Origin of the sequence: Afipia sp. OHSU_II-C1, from assembly GCF_000497575.1 — a bacterium.
In the GTDB taxonomy this organism is placed as follows: Bacteria; Pseudomonadota; Alphaproteobacteria; order Rhizobiales; family Xanthobacteraceae; genus Afipia.
The window spans coordinates 55,135-70,776 of sequence record NZ_APJI01000002.1; the positions used below are offsets into that span (position 1 = coordinate 55,135).

Annotated in this window: 17 protein-coding genes and 1 pseudogene; 11 read left to right on the top strand and 7 right to left on the bottom strand. The window is 60.6% G+C overall.

Features of this window, described 5'->3' with window-relative positions; genetic code table 11:
• Positions 1–63: 63 nt before the first annotated feature.
• From I554_RS0101510 to I554_RS0101525, 4 genes are read right to left on the bottom strand one after another with little or no spacing between them, the layout of a single operon-like run.
• On the bottom strand, positions 64–666 hold the full coding sequence (locus I554_RS0101510) for a hypothetical protein (protein WP_024575445.1): 603 nt from the start codon (positions 664–666) through the stop codon (positions 64–66).
• A 7-nt stretch (positions 667–673) separates the two neighbouring features.
• Entirely contained in the window at positions 674–1,441 is a 768-nt protein-coding gene (locus tag I554_RS0101515; RefSeq protein ID WP_029659425.1) for a hypothetical protein, read from the bottom strand.
• A 19-nt stretch (positions 1,442–1,460) separates the two neighbouring features.
• Positions 1,461–2,357, bottom strand: coding sequence for a hypothetical protein (locus I554_RS0101520; RefSeq protein WP_024575447.1), 897 nt, complete (start codon positions 2,355–2,357; stop codon positions 1,461–1,463).
• Positions 2,357–3,460, bottom strand: a complete 1,104-nt coding sequence (locus I554_RS0101525; protein WP_244432697.1) for a hypothetical protein — start codon at positions 3,458–3,460, stop codon at positions 2,357–2,359. Before I554_RS0101525 ends, I554_RS0101520 begins: the two co-directional genes overlap by 1 nt.
• Positions 3,461–3,755: 295 nt before the next feature.
• Here I554_RS0101525 and I554_RS0101530 point away from each other — a divergent pair, with 295 nt between their 5' ends.
• From I554_RS0101530 to I554_RS0101560, 7 genes are all read left to right on the top strand, one after another.
• Complete coding sequence (locus tag I554_RS0101530; RefSeq protein ID WP_024575449.1) at positions 3,756–4,526, top strand: RNA polymerase sigma factor; 771 nt, start codon at positions 3,756–3,758, stop codon at positions 4,524–4,526.
• Positions 4,523–5,146 carry a hypothetical protein gene (locus I554_RS0101535; protein WP_024575450.1) on the top strand — a complete coding sequence of 208 codons (624 nt, stop codon included), beginning with the start codon at positions 4,523–4,525 and terminating at the stop codon, positions 5,144–5,146. Before I554_RS0101530 ends, I554_RS0101535 begins: the two co-directional genes overlap by 4 nt.
• A gap of 4 nt (positions 5,147–5,150) precedes the next feature.
• Positions 5,151–8,516 carry an ATP-dependent helicase gene (locus tag I554_RS0101540; RefSeq protein WP_024575451.1) on the top strand — a complete coding sequence of 1,122 codons (3,366 nt, stop codon included), beginning with the start codon at positions 5,151–5,153 and terminating at the stop codon, positions 8,514–8,516.
• A 97-nt stretch (positions 8,517–8,613) separates the two neighbouring features.
• Entirely contained in the window at positions 8,614–9,129 is a 516-nt protein-coding gene (locus I554_RS25915; RefSeq protein ID WP_024575452.1) for a hypothetical protein, read from the top strand.
• Positions 9,130–9,132: 3 nt separating this feature from the next.
• Positions 9,133–9,600, top strand: coding sequence for a hypothetical protein (locus tag I554_RS0101550; protein WP_024575453.1), 468 nt, complete (start codon positions 9,133–9,135; stop codon positions 9,598–9,600).
• A gap of 1 nt (position 9,601) precedes the next feature.
• Positions 9,602–10,066: a hypothetical protein gene (locus tag I554_RS0101555; RefSeq protein ID WP_024575454.1), complete on the top strand. Its 465-nt coding sequence runs from the start codon at positions 9,602–9,604 to the stop codon at positions 10,064–10,066.
• 4 nt (positions 10,067–10,070) lie between these two features.
• Positions 10,071–11,435, top strand: coding sequence for a ThiF family adenylyltransferase (locus I554_RS0101560; protein ID WP_024575455.1), 1,365 nt, complete (start codon positions 10,071–10,073; stop codon positions 11,433–11,435).
• Positions 11,436–11,462: 27 nt separating this feature from the next.
• Here I554_RS0101560 and I554_RS0101565 read toward each other — a convergent pair whose 3' ends face one another.
• Positions 11,463–12,227 carry a DCL family protein gene (locus tag I554_RS0101565; RefSeq protein ID WP_244432698.1) on the bottom strand — a complete coding sequence of 255 codons (765 nt, stop codon included), beginning with the start codon at positions 12,225–12,227 and terminating at the stop codon, positions 11,463–11,465.
• Between the two features lie 159 nt (positions 12,228–12,386).
• Here I554_RS0101565 and I554_RS0101570 point away from each other — a divergent pair, with 159 nt between their 5' ends.
• The gene (locus I554_RS0101570) at positions 12,387–12,605 is read left to right on the top strand and encodes a hypothetical protein (RefSeq protein ID WP_024575457.1); all 219 of its coding nucleotides are present in this window, start codon (positions 12,387–12,389) and stop codon (positions 12,603–12,605) included.
• A 345-nt stretch (positions 12,606–12,950) separates the two neighbouring features.
• Positions 12,951–13,862, top strand: a complete 912-nt coding sequence (locus I554_RS0101575; protein ID WP_024575458.1) for a DUF2971 domain-containing protein — start codon at positions 12,951–12,953, stop codon at positions 13,860–13,862.
• Positions 13,863–13,903: 41 nt separating this feature from the next.
• Here the strand turns inward: I554_RS0101575 and I554_RS0101580 are convergent, their stop codons facing one another.
• Positions 13,904–14,314: a hypothetical protein gene (locus I554_RS0101580; RefSeq protein ID WP_152527699.1), complete on the bottom strand. Its 411-nt coding sequence runs from the start codon at positions 14,312–14,314 to the stop codon at positions 13,904–13,906.
• A 93-nt stretch (positions 14,315–14,407) separates the two neighbouring features.
• Between I554_RS0101580 and I554_RS0101585 the strand changes: the two genes are divergently transcribed.
• A complete protein-coding gene (locus tag I554_RS0101585; RefSeq protein ID WP_024575460.1) occupies positions 14,408–14,623 on the top strand; it encodes a helix-turn-helix domain-containing protein in 216 nt (71 codons plus the stop codon).
• Between the two features lie 121 nt (positions 14,624–14,744).
• Positions 14,745–14,906 (top strand): annotated as a pseudogene (locus I554_RS26165) (JAB domain-containing protein); the annotation flags it as partial.
• Between the two features lie 2 nt (positions 14,907–14,908).
• Here I554_RS26165 and I554_RS0101595 read toward each other — a convergent pair.
• Positions 14,909–15,640, bottom strand: a complete 732-nt coding sequence (locus tag I554_RS0101595) for an AprI/Inh family metalloprotease inhibitor (RefSeq protein WP_024575461.1) — start codon at positions 15,638–15,640, stop codon at positions 14,909–14,911.
• Positions 15,641–15,642: the final 2 nt, after the last annotated feature.

A 15,642-nucleotide genomic window follows, 5' to 3' on the forward strand; every position in this document is an offset into this window, starting at 1 on the left:
CAGCAAAGCCGACAGCCCGGTCCCGGAGGGAGACGCACTTCAAAAGTCGTTAAAGGCTTGCAGCTATTCGTACAGCCCCCAATTCCGGTCGGGGTCATTGCGCCGATTGTCTGCCTCGGGAGGAATTGTCTCGGAATGGCGTGGCTGACCGTCCGATCCAATCCAATCGAATCGCACACGCCAGCCGGTGTTCTTGCCGCTGTTACTTTTGTAACCGATGACCTGCTTGTGCACGGTGATGCCTGCCAGCACCATCGTTCCTGAACCCGGCCCGATGCTTGCGATGAAGACACTGTCGATTAAACGATGATTGGTCAGATCATTCTCCAGGATCAGCGAGGAATCCTTGACTGCTTGTTCGCGTCGTGTCCGTTCAGCGATCTGTCTCCTCAGTTCATCGCCTTGCGCGAGATACGCCTGCGCTTCTGGCGCTGCAATTGGTACCGCGCCTTTCTTCATTGGCAGGAGACCTTCTTTATACGCCGCTAGAATCGCAGCGGCAGCGTCGGGTCCGACCTCGAGGACAGCGTCGAGCCAGCTGTTGTCGCGCCAGCGAATATCGGCGCGCTCATCTTTCGATAGCAGATCCCCTTCAAGAATAAGCGTTCTTGCCTTTCGTGGGCGAACGCCCGGAAGATCATTGAGGAAATTCGAAAGCGAGCGCATTAATACATCACCGTCGGGTTGGCACGCGGTTGGCGGCACGGAGAGGTTGCCGCCATTCCGCGCAACCGGTAAGCGAAGAGAAGTCGGCTTCTGAAAAACAAACGATTCGCCGGATGTTTTCGGCCGGCAAGGGCTTTCTTATGCGATCTTCGTGGTCGACTGGCTCGCGCGTTCGAAAGCCGCGACGCTTCAAGAATCGGCGGACGATCTTGAACGATAGACCGCCATGTTTGCCGAGCGAGGCAATCGGAATATCGGCTTCAATCACACACGGTTTCCCGATGACGCTGATGGCTGGCGATGTGATCGGATCGCGCTCATGCGAATTGTAGAGAGCCTCGCCACCCCAATGACGGAAGAATCGCTCAATCCCGCTCTCGCCCGCGAGCCGTGGATGGAAGAAGCAAAACCAGACCATCCCGGCGCGGTTCGCGTCGCCGCTCTGGTTCGTTGCCTTTAGCCTCACCGCGATTTCAGGCACCAACTCGCCGGACGCCACGAGCGCATCGATACGACGGTCGAGTAAGGCGGTGTTGGGAAGTTGCATCCCGTCGCGCGCAATCTGATCGATTTCGGCATCCGTGAGGCGCGTGCAATGCCAGCCGGTAATCGCATAAGGCTGCAAGACGTCGATCAGACCGTAGATCGCTTCGTCATAGGCGGGCGCGGCGACATTACCTCTTTCCCAGCCCAGGAACAGATCATGGCGCGCATCAAGATAGGACCGCAGATCGGTTGGCCACGATGCTGGTCTGTGCAGGTCGATCAGCGTCATCGGCACCATGGCCTCTCCGCTAGCCGATCTTCTTCACGAGCTGCTCGATCACGTCCGTGACCCGGCGTTGCCGCAACTGCCTCGCCTCACGCTGCTCGGCGTCCTCGCTCTCACTCAATTCGAAGCGTGCGACAGCAATCGGACCGTCCTTGCGATAGCCCTCAGCCTTGTCGTCCGTTGCAAACCGCCTGGTCAGGATCGCAAGGGCTTCCTTGACGACAGCCGCATGCTTGCCGCCGAGCGCCTCGCGAAACGCGGCCGCGACGGCATCCATCCCTTCCGGCGCATTCTCAATGCAGTAGATCAGATCGTGAGCGTCCTTGCGTTCGAATCTCTGATCGAACGCGAATGCCTTAAGACAGGTGAAGCTTACGATGTCGGCGTGCTTGACTTCCTCGGTCACGATCCCATTGCCACCCAAAAGCTCGGCCTGGATCTCCACCGTCTTGTAGAGGTCAAACACCATCGACGAATGGGGAATATTGAGTGCCGAGATCGTGCCGTCCGTCGGCAGCGGCTGAACCTTCCCGCCGGCGATCTCCGGCGCGTCGGCAAGCAGTTCCAGCACCATGAGGGCACCACTGTCGGTACGGGCCTGCCAACGCCAGGACAGCATTTGTCCTTTATCGTTCTTGGCACGTTCGAATCCCATCTTCTTCAGGTTGTCTTCGAGCGTATGGTACGCATCGGTGTCCGTCAAAATCTGCAGATCGATGACGATATCGACGTCGAGCGTGCCCGCATGTGGGGGCACAGCGGGCGGCTTTGCTGACACCAAGTAGCGTGGCGTCAGGCCGCCCACCAGGAAGACGGACTTCTTCCACGGTCCCAATCCTCGAAGCAGGGTTATGAGGACCCGCTCGCAGTCGTCAGTGTACTTGTCGGCATAGCCGTCGAGGGTGGCGGGCTTGGCCATCAGAATCCGACCTTCTCTCGTCTGACCTGTTCCGCCAGTTCCTTTGCGCGACCTTCGCTATGAATGAGATCGAGATAAACCTGAACGGGACTCGCCAGCCAAGCCCCGTCTACCCGTTCACGAAACAGCAACTCGCCCGATGTCTTGGCGTCGATGACGAAGAGATTGGCGCCTTCGTTGACGACGCGCGCGTCAAGATCACCGATGGCCTGTTCCGCGGCGGGGCCTGCCAGCAATCGGGCGCGCACCTGTGCGATGTTCGATAGAAATGGAGCGTAGCGTTGGCCAGCCGCCTCATGCGTTATCGCGTACTCAGCGCCGCGCGCTGCGCAAACTTGGTCGAGCCTTTGCACCAACTCGTCGGTACGAACCGACGGGACATAATAACGGCGCATGAACGGGGCACGCATCGTCGAGAGCTGTTTTGTCCATGCCTCCAGAAGCGCGGTCGGCTCGCGAAGATGGCGTTCCTTGTTGGGGCCTTGACCACGGGATTCCAGCCATTCGGAACGATCCAGATCCGTCAGCACTTGGGATGCAGTGGCCGACGACACCTCAGCAAGCTTTGCAAGCTCTTTGACACCGAACCATTCCGTGCGTCGCATCAGAAGCGCATGCAGAACCTGCGAACGGCGTCCCGAAAACAGCGACCGCATGGACTTCATCAGGGACTTGGGTGGCGGCTTTTCGATGTAGAGGTAGGCGCCTTCAGCCGGCACGTAGAGGCTTCCGCCGCTATCGAAGTATCCCACCCGCTCTTCTTTCAGAAGCTCTTTGGCGCCCGGGGAAATCGATACGGCAAGCAACAGAGGGACAATTTCCTTCGCGTTCGATCCGTGTGCCCAACGGTTCCTGAATTCCTTGAGACGCCATAGAAGCTGGCGCGCGTCCCTCGGATAGAGAGACTTTTTCGCTTCCACGAGCAGGGTGAGGCTTTTGCCGGCAACCCAAAGATCGACCTTGGCGTCGTAACGGTGGTCCGGACCCGAAGTGACCCAAGACCCAGGCTCCACATCGGCGCGCACCTCCGGCAAGGCCCGAAGGGCCTCCACAAACTGGTCGACGAGCTGTCGCTCAGTCGCTTCGGCCTCGATCATCATCATTTGGCGATCTTTCCTGAACAGCAAATATCATATAATCATGGAATATTCCATTGAAATAGGATATTTACTGCGCAGTGAATTTATGAAGCTTTGTCCTATTTTGAAAAAAATCTATTACTAACAATGGCTTGACCTGCTCCGCGTTCGCCGGCTGCGGTCGCAGTTTGAGTCGCGGAGGGGTTGTACCTGCCACCGGATCAGGGGGCAGAAAAAAAGTGCGACACCCCTTTCCGGTTTTTCCACGCGGTCGCGACTGAGGAAATAGGTGCCCTAGAGAATCGGAGGCGTAGCGTCGATGGCAGAACAGCAGGACGTGGAGGAGATCGAGGACGACGATCTCGAGGGCCCTGACGGCGGCGACGAACCTCCTTCGGGACCGAAGTCGAAAGCCGCCGCCGCGAAATCGAAGGCGCACCTGGCGAAGGTGGCTGGCGAGACGGCCGAGCTGAATGGCTTGGATCCGGCGGCGCTGAACAAAGTCCTCCGCGAGGTGATCGCCGGTTCGCGCCAGATCTCGACGGAAGCCTTGGTCCGCATCTGCGCCGGAGCCTCCCGCGCCGGAAATCGCCTGCTGGTGAACCTCTCCTTTGAGGCGGTCACCAAGACAGCGACGCCGCTGTTGCTGTCGCAGGCCTTCGGTCAGGCCGAAGACGAGCGCAGGGAGCAGGTCCAGGAGATTCTGCTGCAGCTCTTCGCGGCGATCCGCGCAGGCAAGTCGCAGCTTCCGGAAAGGTTCTTTGCCAAATTTGCGAAGCGCCGCTCAATCGACTTGTTCCGCAGGCGCGACGCCAGGTTCGAGGCGAAGTCCGAAAGAAGCGAGCCGGTCGCGGAAGCCGATCCCGTCGACGAATTGCCGGACCTGACCCCGAGCCTTGAAGACCGCGTGCTGCTGTCGGTCGCTGTCGACAAGCTGCCGCCCAAATTGAGAACGGCCTTCATCCAGAAGCATCAATTCGGGATGACGAAGGAAGAGATCGCAGAACAGAACGGTGTCGATGTCCGCACGGTGTACAGCTGGCTCGCAGAGGCCGCCACCTTGCTCGGACTGAAAGGAGAGGAAGAATGACCGCAAATGCGAACCGAAAGCCTCAGCTCGATGAGGTGCTCGACGAATTCTCCGGACTGTCCAGCCCGCCCGACGCCGCGACGCTGCGCGCGTGGACGAAGGAGTATCCCGAATTCGCGCGCGAACTCGTCGCATTCGCCACGGACTGGGTCGCCATGAACGCAGCGCGCGTCGAGCGGGCAGTGACGGCGGAGGATGTCGACGTCGTCGTCAATCGCACGATGAGCCGCGTGCAGGCCGTTCTCGACGCTGCCGAGCGCCCTGAAACGCTGACCGATCTTGCCGCCGACATCGTTGCGGCAGGGCACGATTTCGACTCGTTTCAACGGACCGTCGGTATCGACAGGTCGATGCTGGACAGCCTTGTCATGCGCTTGGCCAAACCTGCAACCTTGCCGGCGCTGCTGGTGCGTTTGGTGGCCGGCGCACTGAACCGGCCTCTCGACGCGCTGCGCGGATACTTTCGGCTCCCTGCGCAACTTGCCGCCGCCCACAGGTCTCGTACCCGTCCCGCTCCGACCCAGGTCGATTTCGCGATGCTTGTCCAGCACTCGCAACTATCTGAGCCGGAGAAGGACCGATGGCTCAAAGAGCCACCCGATCCCGGCCTGCAGGACTGATCGGATGGACAATTTCGGAGCGGTCCGAAAGCTGGCCCGGGAGAAACACGACGCGATGAAAGCTCTTGCGTCGGGCAAGAGCATCGCGTCGGCGCTACTCGCGCAGGCGCGCATCGCCACGAATGCCGCCGTTCAGGCAGTGCCACCGGACCATCCGCTGCTGGCCGGCGGCGATGGCGCGCTCCACCGCTCCGGGGCCACTCCATCGATTTACGTCTCGAACGCCCTGGCTCCGGACGTGGCCGCCTACGTGGAGGCGCACGAATTCGGGCATCTGTGGATCGAGACACCGATCGATCCGGCGGTGGTCCCGCGCAACTCCGATCCCGGCGGCCCGGAAGAAAACTCGCCGACCGGCGTCCGCAGGGTCGAGGCCTACAGCCCGCAGGAGCTCCGCGAGCGGTATGCCAACGTGTTCGCACGTGAATACCTCTTGCCGGGTCCAGAGGCGCGGCGTCTCTTCACGCTCGGCAAGTCGGCAAAGCAGATCGCGGCCGAGATCGGCGTACCACTCGGCTTAGTCAACCAGCAGCTCGCTGTCGCACTGCTGCTTCCGGAGCCGCCCGAAAAGAAGAAGAACACGGCCGATGCTCCCGACCTCGACGCGTCGCAAAAGGAGGCGGCTGAGCACGAAGGTGCGCCGTTGCTTGTCGAGGCCGGACCCGGGACGGGAAAAACACGCACACTAATCGCGCGGATCGAACACCTGCTGGCGAAAGGAGTTCCTCCCGCAGGCATCTTGGCTCTAACGTTCTCGAACAAGGCCGCGCGCGAGATCAGGGAGCGCGTCGCCGCGAGCTCGGCAGATGCTGCGGCCGAAATCTGGGCGGGTACCTTCCACGCATTCGGCCTTGAGTTCGTAAGAAAATTTGGCCACCTCGAAGGCATTCGCGAGCCGGTTCAGTTGCTCGACCAGGCCGATCAGCTAAAGTTTCTCGAAGGCGAGCTCAAGCACCTCAAGCTCGACCACTATCTTTGGCTTTCCGAGCCCGCATTCGCTCTGCGTCACATCCTTGGGGCGATCTCGCGCGCAAAAGATGAAGTATTTTCACCGGAAAAATACGCCGAGGCGGCGGAGCACATGCGCCGTGCAGCAGGCAACGATGAGAAGCTGATCTTGCGGGCGCAGAAGGCGGCCGAGGTCGCCCACGTGTATCGTCACTACGAAGACCGCCTTCGTGGGGAGGGTATCGTCGACTTCGCCGATCTGATCAACCGGCCAATCGAAATCCTCCGGAAGAACCCGAAAATTCGCGACGAAGTCCGCGGGCAATACGTGCACATCCTCGTAGACGAGTACCAGGATGTGAACCGTGCCAGCGCTCTAATGCTGAAGGAGCTCGCGGGCGACGGAAAGACACTTTGGGTCGTCGGCGATGCACGGCAGTCGATCTACCGGTTCCGCGGAGCCGCGCCCACGAACACCACCAACTTCGAAAAAGATTACCCGAACGCGAAACGCAAGGCGCTCGCCGTTAACTACCGATCTCGAAAAGAGATCGTGGAAACGTTCGTGACGTATGCCGACCAAATGGAAGTCGGGCGCCATCGGGACAACAAGCTCGAAGCGAAGCGCGGGCTCGGAAAGACTGTGGTCAACCTCAACGTGGCCAAGGATCGCGATTCCGAAATTGCCGGGCTCGCTGCCGCTGTTAAACATTACCAGTCGCAGGGGCGCGACTACAAGGATCAGGCGATCCTCTGCCGCGGGCACTCCTACATACAGAAGATCGCGGCCGGACTGGAAGCGGCTGGCATTCCAGTCCTCAATCTCGGAGATATTTTCGAGCGGGAGGAAGTAAGGGACCTCCTGTCTCTCCTTTCATTCGTGTCGGAACCGCATCGTGCCGGCCTGATGAGACTAGCGACCTTGCCGCGGTACCGCATGCCGCTTGCGGATGTGCAAACGTTTCACGCGGCGGCCGACGAGATGGAGAAGACGCCACTGGCCGAGCTGAAGGCAGCGGACGCTATTCCCGGCATTTCTTCTGGCGGCAAGAAGGCGCTTTCCCAACTTCGCTCCGACCTCCAAGCGATCGGCTTCAAGACCGGGCCCGGTCAAATGCTGTTCGACGTGCTCTTCGAACGAGGGCTTGTGCGCGACTATCTCGCCGGAGAGACGGCGGCGGACCAGCAGCGTCGGCTGGCGATCCACCAGTTGCTGCAGTTCGCCGCCGAGAACGACGCCCCAGGAGAGAAGGATCCCAAGCGCCAGTTCCTGGATTGGATCAGGCGGCTTGCGATCTTCGGAGACGACCGGTCCCTGCGTGAGCTGCCGACCGCCGTCGATGGGATCGATGCGGTCCGTTTGATGACTGTCCACATGAGCAAGGGGTTGGAGTTCGACGTCGTTCACTTGCCTGGCCTCGGAAACGGGATGTTTCCGTTCACCGGCGGCGGTTCGGTATGTCCTGCGCCCGACGGGATGCTGGAGACTCCGGTGAAAGAGTCCAAGGTCGAAGAGGAAGAATGTCTGTTCTTCGTCGCCCTATCACGTGCGAGAGATCACCTGTCCCTGTCACGCGCCAACCAGTACTCGGGGCGTAGCAGCCCCAATCCTTCACCAGCGCTGGAGGTGATCGCATCCCATTTGCCTCGCGCCCCGAATTCCACGCCTACCTGGACGATCGCTCTTCCGGCGCCGGCACAAGATCGGATGCGGCCGGATCTAAAGGTCGACGGTCGTGAACACGATGGGCATGACATTGAGACCTACGACGACTGCCCCCGTCGCTATGTTTATGAAGTCGTGCTCGGGCTGAGCCGATCACGGCAGGACAACGGCTTTATCCACTTTCACCGGACCGTATACCGGGTATTGCGCTGGCTCGCGCAACAGACCGGCCCGGTTGATGCGGCGCAGATCAAAGCCGAGTTCGACGCCCGGTGGGTCGAGACCGGTCCCGTTGGGAATGACTTGGAGGAGATCTATCGGACCTCGGGCGAACAGATGCTGGATCGCGAAAGGCACAGGTCGCGCGTCGGCATGCGGATCGCCGAGGCGGTCTCCATTAAGGTGGACGGGCATTTGGTGCGATTGGAGATCGACGAAATTGAGCAGACTGGCCGCAATCTGATCGTTCGGCGCCTGCGGACGGGAAGGCCACCTTCGACGCCTGACCAACGGCTGCTGCACGCGCTTATGTTGGAAGCGGCAGAGCAGACCCTCGGCGGAAAGGGCGCTTTTCGGATTCGCTATCTATCGACCGACGATGAAAGGCCGGTGAAGCTGGACGGTGTCATGGCAGACCGTATGGCGCGCACCTCGGCCGCGCTCGCAGGCCTGGCGCAGGGAATCTATCCCGCGAAACCCTCCGATGATTGCCCGCGCTGCCCTCACTACTTCATCTGCAGCGCTGTCCCGGACTGATCTCCGTTTCTGACTTCCGGTTTTTCCAATACGCCGCGACTAACCCTTCAGAGCAGCCGTTCCGACAGCTGGGCGGCGCGAAACGAAGGGTGATGTAATGAAATCAATCGACGTCTTCATTCAGGGTGGAGATTTTGCCGACATCCTGGTCGGCCACGCAGCGCCGATCCACTCGATCGCCGAGGTTCTTGCGAACCTTGAAACCTCCATCGGCGATCGCGACGGGCTTCTGATCTTCGTCGAGGACGCGCACGCGCCGCTCGATCCGGAAACGATCGTGGAGGAGCTGCTGCCACTCTGCGCCGACGAGGAAGCGATTCTCGTTCCGCTGAAGCTGCATGTGACGCGCTGCCGTCACGTCGAAATCTCGGTCAGGTTCAACGGCGAGACGGCGAAGCGCCGCTTCCCTCCGAGCGCTACGGTCGGGCGGGTCCATCACTGGGCAGCGCGGCGGAAGTTCGAGCTTTCCCCGCGCGATGCTGCAGAACACGTGCTGGAGATCCATGGCACGAACAAGCGTCCCGACCGCGACGTGCATATCGGGTCATTGACCGCCGGCAAAGTGTGCTCGGTCGAGTTCGACCTTGTGCCGCGCAAGCGCGTGGAGGGGTGAGCGATGGGCGCCGTTGCACCGGACGAAGCGGTTTTCCGCGCACACCTGACGGGCGGCAGCTTCCTCCTCGGCGCCTCGTCCGACCGATGGCGGCTGGTTGCCGTTTCCTGGCCGCACGCCGTCTTCGGCGTGCGCGCCGCGGACGGCATCGAATACGGGCTGCGGTTCGAATGCCGCGACTATCCGCGCACACCGCCGACAGCGCGACCGTGGGACCTGGTTTCCGATGCCCCGCTGGCTCACGATCGCTGGCCCAAAGGAGTGAGCCGGATTCCAATGGCCTTCAATCCGGGATGGAAGAATGGATCGTGTCTCTATCTGCCTTGCGATCGACAATCCATTGAGGGCCACGCGAATTGGCATGGAGAACATCCGAGCCTGATCTGGGATCCGGCTGTGGGCATCGTTCACTATCTCCGCATTGTCCACGACCTGCTCAATTCCGGCGACTATCTGCGGCGCGCAGCCTGACATGACCCTGCACATCGCACGCCCACTGTGGAACGAGCTGACATCGGAGCTTCATCGCCGGACAGAGAACCGCCACGAGTCCGGAGCGTTCCTCCTTGGCCAACGTAAGGAAAGCGATCGTCGAGCTCTGAGGTTGATCTACTACGACGAGCTCGATCCCGCCGCCTACGACTCGGGCATCTGCATCTTGCATGCCGACGCCTTCTCGAGGCTCTGGGACAGATGTTCTGAGCTGGAAATGACGGTAGTTGCCGACGCGCATGTCCATCCGTTCGGCGCCGGCCAAAGCTGGTCCGACCGCGAAAACCCGATGATCGCGCGCGCCGGCCACATCGCGATCATCCTGCCGCGGATGGCAAGGCCCCCCGTCCGGCGCTGGGCGGTCGGCGTCTACGAATATCTGGGTGATCACCAATGGCAAGCGCGCGGCGGCTGCCGCAGCTCGACCCTCAAGATCGGAGAATGAAAAGATGAGCAACATGACCGAGCTCGAAGCGATGTCCGAAGGGCTCAACCGCCTCGTCAAGATTGCGCTCGACACCGGAGAGGCCTCGACGATCGAAGAGGCTCAGCGAATCTTCGCCGGGTATCGTATGCAGATCGCCGTCGGCGGGGACGTCGCGGACAGCGCCGTACTGCAAGCGATCCTGCTGACCGCCGCGAACTGCGGCGCGCGTGCGTTCCTTGGCGGCGTCAGCGTCGTCGGCGCCTGCGGCGAGCTTGCAGTGTCGATCCCGGGCTTCTCTCGCATCGAAGACGCGGTGACGGCCCTTGGCGCGCAGATAGACGACAGGATCCGCCCCGATCTGCCGACTTTGGTGATCGGCGACGTCGGCGGCGCCGACGTGGAACCGCTCGCGCTGCGCGCGACTTTTGCAGACTGGTGCGGCGGCGTCATTCCGGCGGCAAGCGGAGTGCGTCTTGCCGAGACAGGCTCGTTCACGCCGGCCGGGGTGCTGGCCGGTGCTATCGGCGTCGCCGAGATCTTCCAGCGCGTTCGCGGCGGAATGCCGATGGCCTGCCGCCGAGTGATCGGTCTCGATCTTTGGGATCTCCATCGCGACTGGCTCCGCGGCGGGAGCGCACCGTTGCTGGAGCATCTTCCGTCTGAAATCTGGATCGTCGGCATGGGTAACCTCGGTCAGGCATATCTTTGGACGCTCGGACTTCTGCCCTACGGACGAAACGCTGCGCGTTTGGTCCTGCAGGACACGGACGTTGTCGCCATCTCGAATCTCAGCACGTCCATGCTCACCACGCGCACCATGGTGGGCAGAAAGAAGACGCGGGCGATGGCGGAATGGGCGGAGGCGCGGGGCTTCGAGACGTCGATTGTCGAACGGGACTTTACGCCGAACTTCACGATTGCTCGGCGTGAGCCCAGCGTGGCGCTGATCGGCGTCGATAACGCGCTTGCACGGCAAGCGGTCGAGGACGTCGGGTTCGGGCGCGTGATCGAAGCGGGTCTGGGACGCGGCCCGCAAGACTTCCTCGGAATCGACCTGCACACATTTCCCGCATCCAGGCCGGCCCGAGAGGTGTGGCCGCAGACGGGAGCAAGCGACGCCGATATCACGCTGCCGGCTTACCGCGCGATGTTGGAGCGATCCGGCGATCGATGCGGAACCGTAAGACTCGCGGGCCGTTCGATCGGAGCTCCGTTTGTCGGTTCGGCGGCGGCGGCGCTCGCCGTCAGCGAACTCGTGAGACTTTGTACCGGAGGCAAGTCCTACGAACTCGTCTCCTGCCATCTTCGCGACCTGCAGGATATCACCGCAGTTGTCGGGCCGGCGTTGCCGGCCTTCAATCCCGGTAGTGTCGCGGCGGCCGCATGATGCCCTCGAAGGGCTGCCAGGTCTTTTCTACAGTTGCACTGGCCGCCTTATCTTCGGTCTCCGCTGGCCCGCTGCCATCGCGAGATTTCGTGCCCGCGAAACGATGCGCAAAATCGCAGCGGCTTGGTGGAATTGCCGAAATGCTTCGGCTGCGGAGACATCGAGAAAGCTGGTTGTTGTCTGAGCATCTGCCGGTGGCGTGAGGAGCCCGACGGGCACGCCATGCTGCCACCCGCGCGCGGCCCGGAAACTCACAACCAATTGCCCGAACGTCGGATAGGCATGGTCCAAATGGGCTTCGGCGAACGAGATCAGTTCGTCCGACAGATCGCAGGGTACGCGGCCAGCAGCATCGCCGTGAGTTTCGAAATGGCGCCTCTTTGCGGCGAGAAGATCGGCGGCGACCGCGCTTCGGCAGGCATCATAGAATTCTTGCGCATTCGATTTCGGCTCGCCCTTCACGGCACTGATATAGCTGAAATCGGTCTCGGTCCCGTCGGTCCTGTGAACCCAAAAACCAGGCGTCGAGTATCCCTCTCCGACATTTCGGCGTCGGAAAAAGTGCTCGACACCGGATCCAATCTTCGGCGGACTGTCGGTGATGACCGCGTCATAGCGCTCCAAGAGTGAAATCAGATCGTCGTGATCTGAGCGGTCTTCCACGACCTGATTGTCAGAATAGCGGCCAAGCATCTCTCTGAAATGAGCTAAAGCTGCAGTTTGTGTTTTCCAGGATCGACCGTTCGGCAAATCTATCGACTTGGCCATGTTTCCCCCTTTGGCTTCCTTCATAGCGGTCACGGCCGCAGAGCAGTCGCCGATCGGCGTGCGGTGCAACCTCAGTTGTGGCGAGTCGTGCGAGTTCTCCGACCGACTCGGCCAGCCAGGATTGTTCAGCGCATAAATAACCCGTCAGCGACCGCTGACGTCAAAAAAACAGGAGATCGGCAAATGACAAATCACGCCCCAAAACCCCTCACCGAGCGCGAAAAGCTCGACCGGGATATCGCCGGACTGAAGGAGTCGATCCGTCTCAACTGGGTAGACTTAGACCGACTGAACCTCAGCCGGGAGGAAAGGCAGGGCATCCGGGAGAACACCAACCTGCTGATCGAGGAGCTCAAGGAGCTCCTCGGACGCCTTGACCGCCTGGACGGCAAGAACAGCTAGAAAAAGCCCGAATCGGCTGGAAGTCTGCTTCAATTGCATTGAGGAGGATTTCCATGACAGAAGAATTGAAACTGGCGATCGGACTCCTACTGATTGCGGCGATCGGATACTTGTTGTGGCGCACTGGTGTGCTCCAAGCCCTGGCTGGCCGGCCGACCGCACGGTGCCGCGACGGTTCGATTTCGTTCAGCAAGCACCACTGCGGGACTTGCTCGCACCACGGAGGTGTGGCGGAATTCTTGCCAGCTTAAGTTCAATTTGGTGGCCTACCGGACGGTTTGCGCAGCCGACTGATCTCCGTGAACGTTTTGGAAAGTCAACCCCGGCACGGGATCCGGTTCGCACATGCGCGTCTACTACTTCACCGAAGCTGGGTATGGGCTGGAGGCAATCCAACGCAGAAGGCTCAAGCTCGCGCGCATATCCGCGCTCAACGATCCGTTCGAATTCCTGCAGGTCGCGTCGAGAAATCCGAAGACGCGGGCTCGCTATCAATATGTGAAGCGCGCGCTGTCGGAATATATGGGGTTGCTGTGCTTCAGCGAGAATTGGCGCAATCCGGTGCAATGGGGTCATTACGCCGATAGCCATCGCGGCATCTGTCTCGGCTTCGACGTGGCGCCCGCGGCGGGGCTAAGGAAGGTACGTTACGTCAAAAGCAGGATCCGTCCGAACTTGCGGGCAATGAAAGCCATGAGCAAGGCCGCGGTCGAACATATGCTCGATCTGCTGACGCTCAAGTTTGAGCATTGGCAGTACGAACAGGAGCATCGGCTGTTCGTGCAGCTGAACGACAAAGACGACCAGTCCGGTTTGTACTTCTTCGATTTCGGTGACAGCGAGGAGGTGCGGCTTCGGGAAGTGATTGTAGGCGCGCAATCGGAGATATCTCCCGAGCAGGTGGCGGAAGTTTTGGGCGACATCTCGCCTGAGGTCGTATCGCGGAAGGCCAGGTTGGCGTTTCGGACTTTCGACGTCGTCAAGCAACGTCGCCAAGACCTGTGGCGACCATCGCGTCGGCGGGCAGGGTTGCGAGAACCGTCGTTTGAAGCATTGGTCGATCAGGCGTTGCGCCTGGAGGATTTTTCGACAGCGCGTGGCCTCCTCGAGCCCGACGCCGAAAAGAAGTCCGTTCAATCAGAGACGGATGAATTGATTGCAAGATACGCTGTCGCGGGCCGTGTGCCTTCTGCCGACAATCGCTCCAAGAAGGTCACCAAGCGCAACGAGGCCAAGCGTGTCCGCAAAAAGAGGTAGTGCCTGGACTTTGTGCGTCACTTGCGTTGATACCACCGGGACTATCGGCGCCAGTTCTGTCCGAGCTCATCGTCAAACCACGCTTCAGCATCGTAATCGGCACCGGCCACCGACCGGAAATCGAGGTAGTTGGAATAGTGCTTTTCGCCCAGCCATGTCTTGAAAGCCGACCAGCTTGGATGCTCTCGCGCGGCATCGGGTAGCGCCTCGAACCATTCGCGAGCGAGTGAGCGAATGGCTTGCTCGCATTCGGACTTTTTATTCATACGCCGGGTTCCTTTCTTGGCCGCCATAAGCGCCGCGTAGCGTTCCACACTGCCACCATCATCAATCGTGAGCCTTGGACCGCGAGGCGCAAGTATTTTTACTACGCTCCGACACGCCATATTGCGGCCATCGACGCGGTACGACGCGCGAATTCGTCGACGCTTGACGCCGGATACCGAGGCCAATCGAGAATATCGTTTTCTTCCGTCATTCTGGCAGTCAACATCGCGGGCATCTGGTTCGTGACATGCTGTGCGGCTGAGTGACGGAGAATGCGAATGTCGGATGCCAAATTTCTTACCCCTGAAGAAGTGTCTGCGCGCTACCGTGGCGAGGTCACTGTCGGTACGCTGCGGAATTGGCGTGCGATGCGAATCGGACCGGCGTACGTCAAGATCGGCAAGGCCGTGTTGTATCCGGTCGACGAACTTGATGCGTGGGACAAAAAAAATCTTGTGACTTGTCGTGCGTCGAAAGGACTGAATGTGAGCTAGCGTTGGGGACGGTTACGATCACGAAAAGGCACGCTCTACCGTCCCCAATCCGCGTCCCCACCATCTTCGAGCAGCGAAATTTCGATCTACATCACAATTACTTAGGGCGACTGGTCCGGTTCTGCACAACCATCCCTCCGGCGATCCGACGCCATCGACCGCCGACATCCAGATGACGAAATCGATCATGTCGATCTCGAGCCCGCTCGGGATCTCCGTGCATGATCACATCATCGTCGGCAAGAACGGCCACGCCAGCCTGAAGGGGATGCGGCTGATTTAAATCTACTGCCGCGTCAGCAGCAGCGGATCGGCGCTGTCTGGAATGCGCCGCCACTGCGCATTGTCGTCGGCCTCGAAGCGCCAGATTTCGCCCTTTGCCGACTGCAGCAGCAATTCGCCACGCTCGATACGCCATATGATCGGCGCGAAAGCCGTCACCAGCGGATCGCAACGCGGCTTCAGATACACCGCGAAATTCTCCGGTGTCGTCGCTTCGGTATTGGTCAGGGTCAATCCGCAGATCGCCTTGCCGCTGCCGCGCACCATCGCCCAGTCGCCAATGAGTTGGTCAGCGGATTTCGACAGGGCGCGCGCAGCCGCGAGATTCTGCAAGAGATACACGCCCTCGCCCTGCCGCAGGCCTTCGAAGATGCCGCTTTCGACCTCGGTCACATCGATGACCGATTGCCCCGCCGCATCCTGCAGCCGCACGATGTCGAGTCCTTTTACGCTCCACGCCACGATGCTCTTGGTGAAGGGCAGCGCCGCGCTGCATCCCTTATCAAGCTCTAACTTCAGGCCCTGCGGGGTGGAATCGCTCTTCAACGTCACAATGCAGGTCTTGTCGCGGCCCGCCGTCGAAAGCTCCCATTCTCCGACCATCTCCTTGGTGAGAGAACGCGCGTCCTGCGCCACTGCGTCCGGTACGATCATGAGAACTCCCGCCAATGCGAGCAGGCAAACCCGCCCAATTAGCAGACGTTTCGTGAGTCCGGACAGCGCAGCGCGAAGCATGC

What these genes read in the sequence shown, in the direction of transcription:
- I554_RS0101510 (WP_024575445.1), bottom strand. Translation starts at nt 666, where the DNA reads ATGCGCTCGCTTTCGAATTTCCTCAATGATCTTCCGGGCGTTCGCCCA.
- I554_RS0101515 (WP_029659425.1), bottom strand. Translation starts at nt 1,441, where the DNA reads ATGACGCTGATCGACCTGCACAGACCAGCATCGTGGCCAACCGATCTG.
- I554_RS0101520 (WP_024575447.1), bottom strand. Translation starts at nt 2,357, where the DNA reads ATGGCCAAGCCCGCCACCCTCGACGGCTATGCCGACAAGTACACTGAC.
- I554_RS0101525 (WP_244432697.1), bottom strand. Translation starts at nt 3,460, where the DNA reads ATGATGATGATCGAGGCCGAAGCGACTGAGCGACAGCTCGTCGACCAG.
- I554_RS0101530 (WP_024575449.1), top strand. Translation starts at nt 3,756, where the DNA reads ATGGCAGAACAGCAGGACGTGGAGGAGATCGAGGACGACGATCTCGAG.
- I554_RS0101535 (WP_024575450.1), top strand. Translation starts at nt 4,523, where the DNA reads ATGACCGCAAATGCGAACCGAAAGCCTCAGCTCGATGAGGTGCTCGAC.
- I554_RS0101540 (WP_024575451.1), top strand. Translation starts at nt 5,151, where the DNA reads ATGGACAATTTCGGAGCGGTCCGAAAGCTGGCCCGGGAGAAACACGAC.
- I554_RS25915 (WP_024575452.1), top strand. Translation starts at nt 8,614, where the DNA reads ATGAAATCAATCGACGTCTTCATTCAGGGTGGAGATTTTGCCGACATC.
- I554_RS0101550 (WP_024575453.1), top strand. Translation starts at nt 9,133, where the DNA reads ATGGGCGCCGTTGCACCGGACGAAGCGGTTTTCCGCGCACACCTGACG.
- I554_RS0101555 (WP_024575454.1), top strand. Translation starts at nt 9,602, where the DNA reads ATGACCCTGCACATCGCACGCCCACTGTGGAACGAGCTGACATCGGAG.
- I554_RS0101560 (WP_024575455.1), top strand. Translation starts at nt 10,071, where the DNA reads ATGAGCAACATGACCGAGCTCGAAGCGATGTCCGAAGGGCTCAACCGC.
- I554_RS0101565 (WP_244432698.1), bottom strand. Translation starts at nt 12,227, where the DNA reads ATGAAGGAAGCCAAAGGGGGAAACATGGCCAAGTCGATAGATTTGCCG.
- I554_RS0101570 (WP_024575457.1), top strand. Translation starts at nt 12,387, where the DNA reads ATGACAAATCACGCCCCAAAACCCCTCACCGAGCGCGAAAAGCTCGAC.
- I554_RS0101575 (WP_024575458.1), top strand. Translation starts at nt 12,951, where the DNA reads ATGCGCGTCTACTACTTCACCGAAGCTGGGTATGGGCTGGAGGCAATC.
- I554_RS0101585 (WP_024575460.1), top strand. Translation starts at nt 14,408, where the DNA reads ATGTCGGATGCCAAATTTCTTACCCCTGAAGAAGTGTCTGCGCGCTAC.
- I554_RS0101595 (WP_024575461.1), bottom strand. Translation starts at nt 15,640, where the DNA reads ATGCTTCGCGCTGCGCTGTCCGGACTCACGAAACGTCTGCTAATTGGG.